Raw genomic sequence first — 15,903 nt, 5'->3', positions numbered from 1 at the left:
TTGATGCGGGATTTCTGGAGCTTGACTTTGGTCACTACGCCGTAAAACTGCATAATGTAATCGTTGGGATTTTTCATGACCATCAGATCGTCAAGTCCGGGGATCGGCTTGGCTTCGATGCTTATCCTCTCTCCGTACAATTGCTGCGAAACAGGCATAACGCTTTTCAATTCGTCAACAAGCAGGTCTTGCCTCACTTCAAATGAAAAGCTGTGGTGGCCGTGAATTTTCTGGGTTATTTTTAAATTGCTGAAATTGGTGATCGCAATTTCTCCAATTTTGATCGTAGTGGTGGTTTGCAGTGCCATAAATAATTAAGAATTTTACCAATGAAAAAACGTAAATATATTACTACATAAAATTCAACTCTGTCATAAAAAGTTATTTTTATATCAGAATAGGACATTTTACTAAAAGCAAAAATTAATGCTCCATTTTGAGTCTCTTTTTTTTACAGCTTACATGATATTTGTCATTTTATGTCTTCGGCTTAAGTTTTAATTTTGAGGAAAACTAAATCCGTCGTTATGAAAATTTCTTTGACTCAAAAGTACAATGTCCCAGGTCCTAGATATACTAGCTATCCGACAGTTCCGTATTGGAATGAAGCCGACTTTACATCAGAAAAATGGATTACTACTTTAAGGCAATCGTTTTCAGAAAGCAATTCAAAAAACGGAATCAGTTTATACATTCACCTACCATTTTGCGAGAGCATGTGCACTTTCTGCGGATGCAACAAGCGTATTACTAAAAATCATTCAGTAGAAGAAAAATACATTCAGGCCGTTCTTAAAGAATGGAAAATGTATTGCGATCTACTACCAGAAAAACCAGTAATTAAAGAAATACATTTAGGCGGAGGAACTCCTACATTTTTTTCAAAAGAAAACTTAGAAAACCTAATTAATGGAATTTTTAATCATGCTGTAAAAGCAGATAATCATGAATTTAGTTTTGAAGGACATCCTAATAATACCACTTACGAACAGCTCAAAAAATTATATGATTTAGGCTTTCGCCGAGTAAGTTTTGGTGTTCAAGATTATTCAGCTACAGTTCAAAAAGCGATAAATAGAATTCAGCCTTTTCATAATGTTGCCAAAGTAACTTTTTGGGCAAAAGAAATTGGCTATACTTCAATTGGACACGATATTATCTTTGGTCTTCCGTTTCAAACTATCGAAGATGTAATTGATACGGTTGAAAAAACAAACTCGCTAAAACCAGACAGATTAGCATTTTACAGCTACGCGCACGTGCCTTGGATAAAAGGAAACGGGCAGCGTGGTTTCAATGAAGAGAATCTTCCAAAAGATTCCGAAAAAAGAAAATTATACGAAATAGGCAAAAAGCTGTTGCTTCAAAATGGCTACCATGAAATTGGTATGGATCATTTCGCTTTAGCTGATGACAGTCTATACAAAGCTGCTCATAACGGAAAGCTACATAGAAATTTTATGGGGTATAGCGCTTCTAAAACTCAAGTCATGATTGGTCTTGGCGTATCTTCTATTAGCGATAGCTGGTATAGTTTTGCTCAAAACACTAAAAGTCTTGATGAGTATTATGAGATATTAGAATCTAATCAACTTCCTGTTGTAAAAGGTCATATTTTGAATGATGAAGATCTAATCATCAGAAAACACATTTTGAATTTAACTTGCGAATTAGAAACATCCTGGACTGCAGATTCTTTAAATTTTGCTGAACTTCCTGAAGTTTTAATTGCTTTAAAAGAAATCGAAAACGATAATTTAATTGTTATTGAAAGTAATAAAATCAAGATTACAGAAGAAGGAAGACCTTTTGTCCGTAATATTTGTATGGCTTTCGATTTACATCTAAAAAGAAAGTCACCGGAAACAAATCTGTTTTCGATGACTGTCTAAAACTAGCTAGTTAGTTTAAATAATATTTTAATGGCAGTTAGGAATCTGCTGTACAAATAAACTCATATTTGAAGGAGAAACATACGGAATTCCTAATCCTAATCCTCTAAGGATAAATAAAACTCCAATTATAACGGCTACATAAGGAATTGCCTTTTGAATTTTATTTCGAAATGGCAATTTCAATAATGTATTGACATAAACCACAATTGTCATCAACGGAATTGTTCCTATTCCAAACAAAAGCATGTACAGAACGCCATAAGTAGCACTTTGCATTGCAATTGCGCCAAATAAAGCAACGTAAACCATTCCGCAAGGTAGAAAACCATTTAAAAGACCAATTGTAAAAAGAGATTTGTAACTCTTATTTTTAAACTGACTTCCAAGATTAGCTTTAACTTTTGAAATTATTTTATAAACTGGTTTTGAAAAATTGTATTGCGCAAATTTTTTCTCTGGAATTAAAACTACAATAATCATTATTACACCTATAATTATTGACATTTTTTGCTGTAATCCTGCTAGGAAAAAACCTCTTCCAAGTAAACCAAAAATCAATCCGATTGTTGCATAAGCTGTTAATCGGCCAAAATGATACGTCATAATCTGCGTTACCCTTTTAGCTTCATTTTGCCTGTCTACAGGAAGCATCATGGCAATTGGCCCGCACATTCCAACACAATGCAAACTACTGATTAAACCTAAAAAGAAAGCTGAGAATAACATGATGTTTAATTTACGTAAATAACTTCTTTAGTGAGATATTTTTTGCCTTCATATTGCCATTCCATATTTACATCCCAACGTCCTTTCAATAATTTTTTCTGTGGAATAATAATTTCTGAATTGGTTAAAGCGATTTGAGTATTAAAATCGAATTTTTTATTTGAAGGTCGATACAATTGTATGTTTCCTTTAATCTTATCACTTTCAAATCCTGCAGGAAAAATTACAGCTACACCATTTTCTGTGTATTTGATTGATGGTTTATGCTGTAAATCGTGAGCGTTTTGAATTCTAGCCATTTCTTCTTGAAAGTGCGTATCGTGTTTGTAATACTCTTCGACAACCAAATCATTATCATATTTAGAATTTGATTGCACTTCAAAAACAAAGTATAAAATAAATGTCATAAACAATCCGAATGCAATGACAATTCCAGTTCCCCAATTAAATTTCATAATAGTATATTTTTAATTAAAACTTCGTGGTCCTAAGAAATTTGTAGTTGTTGTTTCCAGGAGTTGAGAACCATTATAAACTCCTATTTTCACTTTTGTTTTATCACTTTCTAATAAAACTTCATCGATTTCAATGAATAATGTTCCTTGAGAAATTCCTTCTTTAGCAACTTTAAAATGTCTTTTTCCAACATTTTTAATTTCTCCTTTCTGGTCAATTAATTCGAAATGAATATCGTTGTAATCTTTCATCGTTTTGTTTACAATTTTATACGTGTAAACATTACTGATTTTTTCTCCATTATGCTGGAACAATTGGCCTGGCAAACGTAAAACAACGGCCTGAACATCTGTTCTTAAAAACAGCATTCCAACAAAAATACTCAATAAAATAAATAGAACTGCTGAATAACCTTTCATTCTTGATGTAAATTTGAAAGGCTCTTTTTTGGCAATTTCATCTTCAGAAGCGTAACGAATTAACCCTTTTGGCAATCCAACAGATTCCATAATATGATCACATTCGTCGATACAAGCTGTACAGTTTGTACATTCTAACTGCGTTCCGTTTCTGATGTCAATTCCCATCGGGCAAACGTTCACACATTGCAGGCAATCAATACAATCTCCTTTTCCTGTCAGCGCTCTATCTTCTTTTTTATTGAACTTAGCTCGACCTTCTTCTTTTTCACCACGAACAAAATCGTAAGCAACATTTATAGATTTGTTATCTAAAAGAACTCCTTGCAATCTTCCGTATGGGCAAGCAATAATACAAACCTGTTCACGAAACCAAACAAAAACAAAATAAAAAACTCCAGTAAATATTAATAGTGCGATAAAATTACTTGCTTGTGCAATCGGACCTTGCTCAATCATTAAGAACAATGTGTCACTTCCTACCAAGTACGCTAAAAAGACATTAGCAATCAGGAAAGAAATCAAGAAGAAAATAGTCCATTTTATAAGTCTTTTTCTAATTTTTTCAGCATTCCATTCTTGTCTAGCTAAACGACTCTGAGAACCGCGGTCTCCATCAATCCAATATTCAATTCGACGGAAAACCATTTCTAGAAAAATAGTCTGCGGACAAATCCATCCACAAAATATTCGACCAAATACAACAGTAAATAAGAGTATAAATACAACACCGATCAGCATTGAAATTACGAAGAGATAAAAATCCTGTGGCCAAAAAGGGAATCCGAAAATATTAAAACGACGTTCGATAATGTTGAACATCATAAATTGGTTTCCGTTTATTTTGATGAACGGATTTATAAATAAAATTGCCAATAAAACATAGCTGACAATTTTCCTATAATCGTAAAATTTACCAGACGGTTTTTTAGGAAATATAAATTTTCGTTTTCCACCTTCATCTATTGTTCCAATGGTATCTCTAAAAGCTTCGTCTGGTAAATTTGACATGGTATTCTAATTATTTTTTAACTTCAGTGGTATCTTTTGTAGTTGCTGCAGCGGCATCAGTTTTAGGAGCGCTATCGTCTACCCAAACTTCTCCTTCTGCTTCTTTCGGATCTTTAGGATTACTTCCTTGTAAAGACAGAATATAACTTGCAACTTTTTGTATTTCTTTTGGTTTAAGAGTTCCTTTCCAGGCAATCATCCCTTTACCATCTCTACCTCCATTTGTAATGGTGTGGAAAAGGTTTTTAATTCCTCCTCCTAAAATCCATTTATCATCTGTAAGGTTTGGTCCAATTTGTCCTCCTGCATCTGCACGGTGACAAGCGGCACAATTCATAGTAAAGATCTCTTTTCCTGCTGCCAAACTCGGTTCGTCTGTAAGCAAAACAACCGTTTTTTCATCCATCAAATCTGGAGCAGTCTTCATGTATTCCGCAACGTCAATCTTAGCTTGAGCTAATTCTTTTTTCAACTCCATTTCCTGATCATCAGCTCCTAAAACATCGTAACGAACTACATAAATTACTCCGAAAAGGATACAGATGTAGAATAAATACACCCACCATGGCGGTAAATTGTTATCCAACTCTTTGATTCCGTCATAATCATGATCCATTAACAAATCGCCTTCTTTTTCAATTGGCGCTGTTTGCGTCAATTTATGCATTAGGTTTTTAAACCAAGTGCTTTCTTTGAAACTTAAACTTTCTTCAAGTTCTTTTTGCGCTTTTTCTTCTGGCGTTAATAACTGATACATTACTCGATTTACAGCACTAAGTGTAATTTCGATGGCAATCAGAATAAACAAAAAGACAAATAAAAAGAGCGAAACCATTGGGAATTTTATAAAAGCTGGCTTATCGCCTGAGTCTATAAAAAATTCCATCAAAGCAAATACGATGAAGAAAATCAACGGTACTCTAACATATACTGGGAAAAACTTTTTCATTTTTTATCTATCTTTTGTGATTACACTAAGTCCTTCATCTAAAGGTATATTACTCATTTCTTGAATTTTTTCTTTTCTATATGAGAATACCCAAATACCTAATCCTACAAAGAATAAGAAGAAAATTAAGAGAGAAACTATCGGGTAAATTTCTATACCCGATATTGTTTCCATATTGTGTTTTATTTGTTCAAACATAATGCTGTTATTTAGTTTCTTTTACTTTAATATCAGTACCAAGTCTTTGAATATAAGCAATCAATGCAACGATTTCTCTTTCGTTCATCGGAATGAATTTCTCGCCTTTTGCTTCAGCTTTTTTGCGGCTGTCTTCGTAACTCTTAACGAAATCAGGATCGCTTTCTAAGCTTTTTTCTATCTTAACTGCCTGCTCTCTTAAAGTTCTTTGTGCATTTGCAACATCTTCTGGAGAATATGGCACACCTAATGAAATCATTGCTTGCATTTTCTTTTGTGTCAATGAAATATCCATTGGTTCATTATCAAACAGCCATTTATATCCTGGCATAATTGATCCTGCAGATGTACTTTGTGGATTCCACATGTGGTTAAAGTGCCAGTTGTCATTATACTTACCACCTACTCTCAATAAATCTGGACCTGTACGTTTTGATCCCCATAAGAATGGATGGTCGTAAACAAACTCTCCAGCTTTTGCCTGAACACCGTAACGTTCAACCTCACTTCTAAATGGACGAACTGATTGAGAGTGACATCCAACACAACCTTCTCTAATATACAAATCACGTCCTTCAAGCTCTAACGGTGTATATGGTTTTACACTTGAAATAGTTGGAATATTTGATTTCACCATAATCGTTGGTACAATCTGAATAATACCTCCAATTAAAATTGCAATAGTTGCTAAAATGGTTAACTGAATTGGTTTTCTTTCTAACCATGAGTGGAATTTCTCTCCACTTAATCTGCTGCTTTTTATTGTTTGTAAAGCTGGAGCTTGAGCCAATTCGTCTTCAATTGTATTACCAGCTTTTACTGTCATGATAATATTGTAAACTAATGTCAACATACCTATCAAGTACAGAGATCCACCGATAGCTCTCATCCAATACATTGGCATAATTGCTGTTACCGTTTCAAGGAAGTTACCATAAGTTAAAGTTCCGTCTGGATTAAATTGTTTCCACATAGATGCTTGTTGAAAACCAGCCACATATAACGGAATTGTATAAACGATAATACCTAAAGTACCAATCCAAAAATGGAAGTTTGCCAATTTCTTAGAGAACAATTCTGATTTTGTCATTCTTGGAATCAACCAATAAATAATACCAAACGACATGAAACCATTCCAAGCTAAGGCTCCTACGTGTACGTGTGCTACGATCCAGTCTGTATAGTGCGCAATAGCATTTACATTTTTTAAAGATAACATCGGACCTTCAAAAGTTGCCATACCGTAACCTGTAATCGCTACTACAAAGAATTTTAAAACTGGTTCTTCACGAACTTTATCCCAAGCTCCTCTTAATGTAAGAAGACCGTTGATCATACCTCCCCAAGATGGAGCAATTAACATTACTGAGAATGCAACCCCTAAATTCTGAGCCCAGTTAGGCAATGCAGAATATAATAAGTGGTGTGGTCCTGCCCAAATATATATAAAGATTAAAGACCAAAAGTGAATAATAGATAATCTATATGAGTAAACAGGTCTGTTTGCAATTTTTGGAACGAAATAATACATTAATCCCAAGAATGGAGTTGTCAAGAAGAATGCCACCGCATTGTGCCCGTACCACCATTGTACAAGCGCATCTTGAACACCAGCATAAACAGAGTAACTTTTTAAACCTGAAACCGGAATTTCGATGTTGTTAAAAATATGCAGTACCGCTACCGTTACAAATGTTGCTAGGTAAAACCAGATCGCTACATATAAGTGACGCTCTCTACGACGAAGCATGGTACCAATCATGTTAATACCCATTACAACCCAAATTAAAGCGATTGCAATGTCAATTGGCCACTCTAGCTCCGCATATTCTTTAGAAGAAGTATAACCTAACGGAAGTGTAATTGCGGCTGCTACAATGATTAACTGCCATCCCCAGAAATGAAGGTTACTTAAAAAATCACTAAACATTCTGGCTTTTAGCAATCTTTGTAGCGAGTAATACATACCGGCAAAAAAAGCATTACCCACAAAGGCAAAAATAACTGCATTGGTGTGTAACGGTCTTAAACGGCCGTAACTAAGCCACGAAATCCCATCTGTCATGTTGGGAAAAAGGTACATTACCGCTAAGGTAAGCCCCACTAACATACCCACAACCCCAAAGAGTATTGTGGCGTAAATGAATTTTTTTACAATTTTGTTGTCGTAATAAAACTGTTCCATTTCCATAATTATACTTGTTTTTCTTCGATTGGTGAATTATTATTTTGGGAATTAATTTTGGTTTCGTCATCAAAAAGAATTCTGACTGAAGGGGTATAATCATCATCGTACTGACCAGATTTGACAGCCGCGATAAAGGCAATAAAGAAACAGATTGCCACAAAAATACTTACTGAAATTAATAGATAAATAACACTCATACCTTAGATTTATATTAACAAAATTACTTCGTTAAAGGCGCATAAAATATGATAATTATCATGAACAAAAAGATAGTTAAATTTATAAAAAATACCTTATAAAAATATCTTTTTGAACAATTTATAATTATTCTAAATTTCTGTTGCTGAAATAGTTAGACATAAAAGTTACAAAACTCACAATCGTAATTGTGCTCAATGGCATAATGATCGCAGCCACTAACGGAAGTAGGTTTCCTGTAACCGCAAATGCAAGTCCAACAACGTTGTAAAGCAATGAAAGTCCGAAGCTCATTTTAATGATCGAAATGGCTTTATGCGAAAGCTTTAAAAAGTAGTTTAGTCGTGAAAATTCTGTTGCATCTAGAATCGCATCACACGCAGGCGAAAAGACATTTACGTTCTCTGAAATCGAAATTCCAACATTGCTTTGTGCGAGCGCACCAGCATCGTTCAGTCCGTCGCCGACCATCATTACATTTTGTCCTTTTTCTTGAAGTTTCTTTATGTATTCGAGCTTTTGCTCTGGTTTTTGATTGAATATCAATTCGGTACCTTTTGGCAGTATCGCTTCTAAATTTGCTCTTTCACCATCATTGTCACCAGAAAGCACTTTGATTTCATAATCTTTGCTCAGATTAGCAAAAAGCTTTTCTAAACCTTCACGATATTGATTCTGAAAAGTATATTTTCCAAAATAAACCTCTCCTATTTTTATATGCAATGCCGTTTTTTCAATTTCTGAACCATCTGCAACTATATCATTTACAAATTGCCCTGAACCAATTTTAATTTCTTTCCCTTCAACAACAGCTAAAATTCCTTTTCCCGTAATTTCTTGAAAATCTTCTATACTAATTCGTTTCACATCAGGCAAAAAATCATAAAGCATTCGGCTTAATGGGTGATTAGAACCTCGTAACACATTTTTAATCAATACAATATCTGAATCTGAAATAGAATTTCCTTCATACATTATATTCGATTTCTTATTGGTTGTAATTGTTCCTGTTTTATCAAAAACAATCGTATTGACTTTAGCAAGCTGCTCGATTACAATGGCATTTTTTAAATAAAATTTCTTTTTACCTAAAATTCTCAGAATGTTTCCAAAAGTAAACGGAGCTGTAAGAGCTAATGCACAAGGACAAGCCACAATTAAAACTGCTGTAAAAACATTAAAAGCAGTATTAGCATCAATAAAAATCCAATAACCAAAACCAACAAACGCAATTAGTAATAAGATAGGGGTAAAATATCGGCTTATTGCATCTGTTATGGTTTTGTGTTTCTGATCTACTTTTTTCTGAAAAATTTCGTTACTCCATAACTGCGTCAAATAACTTTGTGAAACAGAATGCAATACTTCCATTTCGATTACTTTTCCAATCTGTTTTCCTCCTGCAAATACTTTATCACCAGATTTTTTAGTAATTGGAACTGCTTCACCTGTAACGAAACTATAATCTATTTCTGCGCTTTCGCTGATTAAAATTCCATCTACAGGAATAAGTTCCTGATTTCTAATCAATAAGCGATCTCCTTTTAAAACATCATAAATAGCGACATTATCTTCGGTAGCGTCTTTATTGATTTTGGTAACAGCAATCGGAAAATAGGATTTAAAATCTCTTTCAAAGCTTAAAAAACTATAGGTTTTAATTTGAAACATTTTACCAAGAAGCATAAAGAAAACCAAACTTGCTAAACTGTCAAAAAAACCCGGACCGTGATCCATTAACATGTCGTAAGAACTACGAATAAACATTACGATAATTCCCAAAGCTATCGGAATATCTATATTAAGCATTCTAGTTCTAATACTATGATAAGCAGAAACATAATAACCGCTTGCTGAATACAAGAAACTCGGCAATGCTAAAAGAAAAATCAAAATTCTGAAAAACGGTTTGTAGCTATCGAGCCAGAATTCTTTCATCTCGAAATATTCTGGAAATGAAAGCAACATAATGTTTCCGAAACAGAAAAAAGCAACACCCAATTTATAGGTTAAGCTTCTATCTACTTTGGCTTTTGCAGTTCCGTAGTTTTCTAAACTAATGTAAGGTTCGTATCCTATCGAACTTAAGAGATAAACTATTTCTTTTAAAGAAACTACATCAGAATTAAAGGTAATTCTAACTTTCTTTTCGTGGAAATTAACCTGAGAAGTACTAATTCCAGGTTGTAGACGATGCAAATTTTCGAGAATCCAAATGCAAGAACTGCAGTGGATATGCGGAATATTTAGCGAAACAATAGATGTGTTTCCTTCCTGAAATTCTAAAACCTTTGCAAGAATGGTTTCATTTTCTAAAAAATCATATTTTCCTTTGATGTCTTGCGGTGTCGCACCTGGAGACTTTTCAAAATCATAATAAGATGTTAGATCGTTGATGCTGAAAATTTCGTAAACTGTTTTACAGCCAGTACAACAAAACTTTTTATCATCAAAATCAATTTCTTCATTTTGTTCAATAGATAAACCACAATGAAAACAACTTTGCTCCCTCATAAACTTGTTTTTATATGTCGCAAATTTCCAATTAAAGCACAATTATTAAGATGATAATTGTCATGTTATATTGAAATTGAATTCTAATTTAATGAAATAAAACAGCTCAAATTAAGGCCAATTCTAATTTATAATAATTTTACGATATAATAATGGCTAAAACCCTTAAATATCCTTATTTTTGCTGCAAACAACTATTGTCATGAATAAATGTGATCAATGCATTGTACGCCAGCTAAGCTCATTAAAAGCCCTTAATAAAGACGAAGTTATTAAACTAGCCAGCAGCAAAACCTCTTACAAAATTAAAAAAGGTGAAGCCATTTTTGAAGAAGGCGAAGTAACCAATGGTGTTTTTTGTATAAAAGATGGCGTTGGAAAACTTTCAAAGTTGAGTGCAAACGGAAAAGACCAAATTGTAAAATTGGTTAAATCTGGCGAACTTCTTGGACAGCGCTCTATGATTAGTAATGAGCCGGCAAACTTGACTGCAAAAGCGATTGCCGACATGGAGGTTTGTTTTATTCCTAAAACTGAAATCATCAATTTCTTTAACAATAACAATCAGTTTTCTTTAAATCTGATGCAATCTGTGTGCGAAGATTTAAAAGAATCTGAAAACGAAAAAATTGCTTTAGTTCAAAAAACTGTTAAACAGCGACTTGCCGAAACTTTATTGCAATTGCATGACGAGTTTGGAGAAGACACTGATAAAACACTTAAAGTTCAGCTAACAAGAGAAGAACTTGCAGGTATAATTGGTACTGCAACAGAAAGCTGCATCCGTTTATTATCTGATTTTAATAAATTAGGATTAATCGAATTAGTTGGTAAAAAAATTATGCTTAAAGACGTTCGTGCTTTAAAGAAATTAGCCGATAACTAGAGTTTTTTGGCTTCGTTCCAGAAAACATCCATTTCTGTAAGCGTCATATCCATTAATGGTTTTCCTAATTCGTTTGCTTTGCTTTCTAAGTATTGAAAACGCTTAATAAACTTTTTATTGGTTCTTTCTAAAGCATCTTCTGGATTTACATTTAAGAATCTCGCGTAGTTAATCATAGAAAACAAAACATCTCCGAATTCATCTTCGATTTTGTCTTGATTTCCAGCTTTTACTTCGTCTTGAAGTTCTTGTAATTCCTCTTGCACTTTATCCCAAACTTGATGAGGTTCTTCCCAATCAAAACCTACACCTTTTACTTTATCTTGAATTCTGCTTGCTTTAACCAATGCTGGAAGACTTCTTGGTACACCTTCTAAAACTGATTTCTTGCCTTCTTTCAGTTTCAGTTTTTCCCAATTCTGTTTTACTTCTTCTTCATTTTCTACTTTCACATCTCCGTAAATATGCGGATGACGGTGAATTAGTTTTTCACAGATTTCATTACAAACATCTGCAATATCAAAATCATTGGTTTCACTGCCTATTTTAGCATAAAAAACAATATGAAGCAGTAAATCTCCCAATTCCTTTTTAACTTCATTTAAATCGTTATCCAAAATAGCATCTCCCAACTCGTACGTTTCTTCGATCGTTAAATGTCTCAGCGTCTGAAGAGTTTGTTTTTTATCCCACGGACATTGCTCACGAAGCTCGTCCATGATGTTCAATAATCTTTCAAATGCTTTTAATTGGTTTTCTCTGCTCATTTTGAAGTTTTCTTTTGATTTAAACTCGATTCTGTAAAATTAAAAAATCCTGTCAAGAAAACATCTTAACAGGATTATTTTATGATTAAAGAAAAACTATTATTCTTCTTTTTTAGCTTTTGCTTTTTTTGCTGCTGGAGCTTTTTTTGTTTTTTCTGCAGCAACTGGAGCTTCTTCTTTTGGTTCTTCAACCGCAGGAGCTAAATCTGTTACCAAACCTTTTGCTTGAAGCGTGTTGTACCAGTTTAATACTTTTTTGATATCTGATGGGTAAACTCTCTCTTCATCGTAATCTGGAAGAATTTGTTTGAAATAAGCAGACAAAGTAGCATTATCTTCTTTGTGAGAGATAGCTTGTCCTTTATTTTCTTTAACGGCAATCTGCTGCATTACTTCAGTTAACGGTTTTTCACCTTCATAAGTATAAATCGAAATTTCAGACAATAAACTTACATTGCTTTTTAGATTTACAGTAATCTTCTTCCCATCAATTAATGATTCCGCCACAAAACCTGTACGAGTTTGTACTTTTAATTCGTATAAACCTGGTTTTCCTGAAATGGCTAAAATTTTCGTTAAATTCATTTTTATTAAAATTAGTATTAAGAATTTGATTTATTTTTTTGTTTCTAACAATTTAGAAAACTTATCTTGCTTTTTTAGCTGCGAAAAATTTCATTCTATATTCCTGAAACGTTTTTCCTTCAGTAATATTTTTCAATTTCTTTTGGATTAATCGTTTTTTTAGAGATGAGATTTTATCTGTAAACAAGATTCCTTCAATGTGGTCGTATTCGTGCTGGATAACTCTTGCGATTAATCCGTCAAATACTTCCGTTTTCATAACGAAATCTTCTTCACAATATTCGATTGTAACAGTTGGTTTTCTGTAAACGTCTTCACGCACATCAGGAATACTCAAACAACCTTCGTTAAATCCCCACTCTTCTCCTTCTTCTTTAACGATTTTAGCGTTGATAAAAGTCTTTTTAAAACCTTTCAAATCTTTTTGTTCATCTGAAGGAAGATCCTCATCTTCACTAAAAGGCGTTGTGTCTATGACAAACAAACGAATAGGCAGTCCAACTTGCGGTGCTGCAAGTCCAACTCCATACGCATTGTACATAGTCTCGTACATATTTGCGATCGTTTCTTTTAGATTTGGATATTCTGGTGTAATGTCCTGTCCTACTTTTCTTAAAACTGGATCACCGTATCCTACAATTGGTAAAATCATTTGTTTTTATTTATGTTTTTATGTGCTGCAAAAACAGAATTAAAGTTCTGATATTTCAGCTGGCAAAAATAGTAAAAAATAGTCAATGAATAATTCTAATAGTCTATTATATCATATTTTTTACAAGTATATCATATTTTTCACATACTGTTAAAAATCTCATCCATAATTATGCCAAATTCACTCCTACAATTCTTACCTTTGCTAGTAAACCTGTCTTTATGATTGATAAAATTTCAAAATTTACAAACAGCACTTCGTTTTTCAATGCCTCTAAAGTAACTATTGCTTCTGTTGTTCCTGTTTTAGTTTTAAATTTTTTAGGTCATTTTGAAATTGGTTTTACCATTGCGCTTGGAGCTTTTTATACTTATCCCAGTGATATTCCAAGTTCTTTAAGCCATAAAATAAAAGGATTGATCGCGGCTTCTTTTATTGTTTCTGGAGTAAATCTTTTAGTTAATCTCGTTTATCCATACCCTTTCCTTTTTTATATTTTCCTAGGTTTTCTGCTGTTTTTATGTTCTATGATTTCGGTTTACGGGCAACGAGCAACTTTAATTTCTTTCTCTGCCTTATTATCTATTTCGCTTTCATTTGGGCATCTGCATGAAGGTTGGGAAGCTTTTCAATACTCTGGATTTATTTTTATTGGGGGAATTCTATATTTAATCGTATCCCTTGTCTTTCATTTTGTTCAGCCTTATAAATATGTTGAATTACAAATTGCCGAAGGAATAAAGCTTACCGCTAAATATCTGAAATTAAGAGGTGATTTATGGAGTCCAGAAGCAAAAAGAACTTCCATTATAGAAAAACAATTAGCCGTTCAGGTCGAATTAAATCTTATTCATGAAGATTTAAGAAAATTGCTGATCGGAAATCAAAATGCCTCTGGAATTACGAGTCAGAACCGAAAAATGCTTTTGGTTTTTATTACTTTGGTTGAAATCCAAGAATTGGCACTATATACTTCTTTTGATCATAGCAAATTGCATGAAAAATTTGCCAAACATCCAGACGTTTTAAGAACGTATCAAAATGTTGCTTACAAATTGGCGTCAACTCTAAAAAAGCTTTCAAAAAATGTCAGTCATATCAGTGTTTATGTCGACAAACAAGATTTGAAAAACGAATTGGATGCTCTTGAGTTTGCCATTTTTGATTATGAAAAAACATTAGGAAAAGAAGAAGCTGCAGAAGGTGTTTTGATGCTGACGAATATGCTGAAATATGCTAAAAATCAGGTTGGAAAAATAAAAACTATTCAGCGCGCGCTTTCTTTGGCTATGCAATCTTATAAATTAAAAGATAAAGACAAAGAGCTTGAAAAATTCCTTACACCGCAATATTATCCGCTTCGAACTTTAATTGAAAATTTAAGTTATCACTCTTCCATTTTCAGACATTCGATAAGGCTGACTATTACTATTTTAATTGGTTTCTTTCTCGGACAAGTTCTGCCATTTCAAAACGTATATTGGATTCTACTTACCATTGTAGTAATCATGCGTCCTGGCTATGGCTTAACAAAAGAGCGATCTTACAACAGAATGTTCGGAACTGTTTTAGGAGGGGTTTTAGCTTTCGGGATTGTATCGGTCATTCAAAATCATGTGGCGCTGAGTATCTTCTCTATAATATGTATGCTTTTGGGAATTTCATTTACTCAAATCAACTATAAAATAAGTGCAACGTTTGTTACCATGTATGTGGTATTTATTTACGGAATTCTTACGCCAGATATTAATGAAGTAATTCAATACCGAATATTAGATTCGCTTGCAGGAGCTATTTTAGCTTTCATTGCCAATCAGTTTTTATGGCCAGCTTGGGAGTTTATCAATACACCAATTCATATTGAAAATTCAATTCGAGCCAATCGAAATTACCTCAAAGAAATTGCAGATTTTTACAATAAAAAAGGAGACGTTCCGACTTCTTATCGTCTGGCGCGAAAAAATGCTTTTGTCGAAATAGGAAACTTAATGACATCTTTTCAGCGTATGATGCAGGAGCCAAAATCAAAGCAAAAAACAATGCCTTTGGTTAATAAATTAGTGGTTTTAAATCACTCCTTATTATCTGCTTTGGCTTCGCTATCGACTTACATTCAATCGCATCAAACCACTTCTGCATCAGATTCTTTTAATTATATCATTAAAACAATTTTAGCCAATCTAGATCATTCTATTTCTATTTTAAGAAACGAAGTCATTATAAAAGATACATTTTTTGAAAAAGAAGATGTGACTTTGCAATTTGAAGAATTAAAACGAAAACATTTTACACGCTTAGCCGAAGATGATGATTTGGATAAAGAAACGCGTCAAGCCAAAATGCAGGAAGCACAAATGGTTATTGAACAGTTAATCTGGATGAGTAATCTAGCAGAAAAAATTCTAAAAAACACAACCGACCTAAAAGCAACAAATCCAGATTAATTCATCTGGATTTGT

14 protein-coding genes and 1 pseudogene are annotated in these 15,903 nt (G+C 33.4%); 3 read left to right on the top strand and 12 right to left on the bottom strand.

Annotated features, from left to right (window positions below; all coding sequences use genetic code 11):
• Positions 1-308: pseudogene (locus tag ACE01P_RS08355) on the bottom strand (type IV secretion protein Rhs); the annotation flags it as partial.
• Positions 309-527: 219 nt separating this feature from the next.
• On the opposite strand from ACE01P_RS08355, the gene hemN reads away from it, so the two are divergent.
• A complete protein-coding gene (gene hemN, locus ACE01P_RS08350) occupies positions 528-1,892 on the top strand; it encodes an oxygen-independent coproporphyrinogen III oxidase (protein ID WP_379696155.1) in 1,365 nt (454 codons plus the stop codon).
• A 27-nt stretch (positions 1,893-1,919) separates the two neighbouring features.
• Here hemN and ACE01P_RS08345 read toward each other — a convergent pair whose 3' ends face one another.
• The 8 genes from ACE01P_RS08345 to ACE01P_RS08310 all read right to left on the bottom strand — a co-directional run bounded on the left by ACE01P_RS08345 (position 1,920) and on the right by ACE01P_RS08310 (position 10,554).
• On the bottom strand, positions 1,920-2,621 hold the full coding sequence (locus ACE01P_RS08345) for a sulfite exporter TauE/SafE family protein (RefSeq protein ID WP_379696153.1): 702 nt from the start codon (positions 2,619-2,621) through the stop codon (positions 1,920-1,922).
• A 5-nt stretch (positions 2,622-2,626) separates the two neighbouring features.
• Positions 2,627-3,076: a FixH family protein gene (locus ACE01P_RS08340; protein ID WP_379696151.1), complete on the bottom strand. Its 450-nt coding sequence runs from the start codon at positions 3,074-3,076 to the stop codon at positions 2,627-2,629.
• A 12-nt stretch (positions 3,077-3,088) separates the two neighbouring features.
• Positions 3,089-4,507 (bottom strand): cytochrome c oxidase accessory protein CcoG, encoded by a 1,419-nt coding sequence (gene ccoG, locus ACE01P_RS08335; RefSeq protein ID WP_379696149.1) that lies wholly within the window; start codon positions 4,505-4,507, stop codon positions 3,089-3,091.
• A 10-nt stretch (positions 4,508-4,517) separates the two neighbouring features.
• On the bottom strand, positions 4,518-5,456 hold the full coding sequence (locus tag ACE01P_RS08330) for a cbb3-type cytochrome c oxidase N-terminal domain-containing protein (RefSeq protein WP_379696147.1): 939 nt from the start codon (positions 5,454-5,456) through the stop codon (positions 4,518-4,520).
• Positions 5,457-5,459: 3 nt separating this feature from the next.
• Entirely contained in the window at positions 5,460-5,654 is a 195-nt protein-coding gene (locus ACE01P_RS08325) for a cbb3-type cytochrome oxidase subunit 3 (protein WP_379696145.1), read from the bottom strand.
• 7 nt (positions 5,655-5,661) lie between these two features.
• Positions 5,662-7,845 carry a cytochrome-c oxidase, cbb3-type subunit I gene (gene ccoN, locus ACE01P_RS08320; RefSeq protein WP_379696143.1) on the bottom strand — a complete coding sequence of 728 codons (2,184 nt, stop codon included), beginning with the start codon at positions 7,843-7,845 and terminating at the stop codon, positions 5,662-5,664.
• A 2-nt stretch (positions 7,846-7,847) separates the two neighbouring features.
• On the bottom strand, positions 7,848-8,039 hold the full coding sequence (gene ccoS, locus ACE01P_RS08315; RefSeq protein WP_095930917.1) for a cbb3-type cytochrome oxidase assembly protein CcoS: 192 nt from the start codon (positions 8,037-8,039) through the stop codon (positions 7,848-7,850).
• Between the two features lie 127 nt (positions 8,040-8,166).
• Positions 8,167-10,554: a heavy metal translocating P-type ATPase gene (locus ACE01P_RS08310; protein ID WP_379696141.1), complete on the bottom strand. Its 2,388-nt coding sequence runs from the start codon at positions 10,552-10,554 to the stop codon at positions 8,167-8,169.
• 202 nt (positions 10,555-10,756) lie between these two features.
• Between ACE01P_RS08310 and ACE01P_RS08305 the strand changes: the two genes are divergently transcribed.
• On the top strand, positions 10,757-11,440 hold the full coding sequence (locus ACE01P_RS08305; protein ID WP_379696139.1) for a Crp/Fnr family transcriptional regulator: 684 nt from the start codon (positions 10,757-10,759) through the stop codon (positions 11,438-11,440).
• Here the strand turns inward: ACE01P_RS08305 and mazG are convergent.
• From mazG to def, 3 genes are all read right to left on the bottom strand, one after another.
• Entirely contained in the window at positions 11,437-12,207 is a 771-nt protein-coding gene (gene mazG, locus ACE01P_RS08300; protein WP_379696137.1) for a nucleoside triphosphate pyrophosphohydrolase, read from the bottom strand. The two genes, ACE01P_RS08305 and mazG, sit on opposite strands and share 4 nt — an antisense overlap.
• Positions 12,208-12,306: 99 nt before the next feature.
• A complete protein-coding gene (locus ACE01P_RS08295) occupies positions 12,307-12,792 on the bottom strand; it encodes a DUF5606 domain-containing protein (protein ID WP_379696135.1) in 486 nt (161 codons plus the stop codon).
• Positions 12,793-12,853: 61 nt separating this feature from the next.
• Complete coding sequence (gene def, locus ACE01P_RS08290) at positions 12,854-13,444, bottom strand: peptide deformylase (RefSeq protein WP_379696133.1); 591 nt, start codon at positions 13,442-13,444, stop codon at positions 12,854-12,856.
• A 221-nt stretch (positions 13,445-13,665) separates the two neighbouring features.
• Between def and ACE01P_RS08285 the strand changes: the two genes are divergently transcribed.
• On the top strand, positions 13,666-15,888 hold the full coding sequence (locus ACE01P_RS08285) for an FUSC family membrane protein (protein WP_379696131.1): 2,223 nt from the start codon (positions 13,666-13,668) through the stop codon (positions 15,886-15,888).
• Positions 15,889-15,903: the final 15 nt, after the last annotated feature.

This window comes from Flavobacterium sp. HJSW_4 (assembly GCF_042436695.1).
GTDB lineage: Bacteria > Bacteroidota > Bacteroidia > Flavobacteriales > Flavobacteriaceae > Flavobacterium.
The sequence above is the reverse complement of the archived record's forward strand: the minus strand, read 5'-3'. Positions and strand labels throughout refer to the sequence as shown.

Excerpts from the sequence above, each read along its gene's own strand:
- ACE01P_RS08340 (WP_379696151.1), bottom strand. The coding sequence starts at position 3,076 with ATGAAATTTAATTGGGGAACTGGAATTGTCATTGCATTCGGATTGTTT.
- ccoN (WP_379696143.1), bottom strand. The coding sequence starts at position 7,845 with ATGGAAATGGAACAGTTTTATTACGACAACAAAATTGTAAAAAAATTC.
- ACE01P_RS08325 (WP_379696145.1), bottom strand. The coding sequence starts at position 5,654 with ATGTTTGAACAAATAAAACACAATATGGAAACAATATCGGGTATAGAA.
- ACE01P_RS08345 (WP_379696153.1), bottom strand. The coding sequence starts at position 2,621 with ATGTTATTCTCAGCTTTCTTTTTAGGTTTAATCAGTAGTTTGCATTGT.
- ccoG (WP_379696149.1), bottom strand. The coding sequence starts at position 4,507 with ATGTCAAATTTACCAGACGAAGCTTTTAGAGATACCATTGGAACAATA.
- hemN (WP_379696155.1), top strand. The coding sequence starts at position 528 with ATGAAAATTTCTTTGACTCAAAAGTACAATGTCCCAGGTCCTAGATAT.
- ACE01P_RS08285 (WP_379696131.1), top strand. The coding sequence starts at position 13,666 with ATGATTGATAAAATTTCAAAATTTACAAACAGCACTTCGTTTTTCAAT.
- ACE01P_RS08305 (WP_379696139.1), top strand. The coding sequence starts at position 10,757 with ATGAATAAATGTGATCAATGCATTGTACGCCAGCTAAGCTCATTAAAA.
- ACE01P_RS08330 (WP_379696147.1), bottom strand. The coding sequence starts at position 5,456 with ATGAAAAAGTTTTTCCCAGTATATGTTAGAGTACCGTTGATTTTCTTC.
- def (WP_379696133.1), bottom strand. The coding sequence starts at position 13,444 with ATGATTTTACCAATTGTAGGATACGGTGATCCAGTTTTAAGAAAAGTA.
- ccoS (WP_095930917.1), bottom strand. The coding sequence starts at position 8,039 with ATGAGTGTTATTTATCTATTAATTTCAGTAAGTATTTTTGTGGCAATC.
- ACE01P_RS08295 (WP_379696135.1), bottom strand. The coding sequence starts at position 12,792 with ATGAATTTAACGAAAATTTTAGCCATTTCAGGAAAACCAGGTTTATAC.
- mazG (WP_379696137.1), bottom strand. The coding sequence starts at position 12,207 with ATGAGCAGAGAAAACCAATTAAAAGCATTTGAAAGATTATTGAACATC.
- ACE01P_RS08310 (WP_379696141.1), bottom strand. The coding sequence starts at position 10,554 with ATGAGGGAGCAAAGTTGTTTTCATTGTGGTTTATCTATTGAACAAAAT.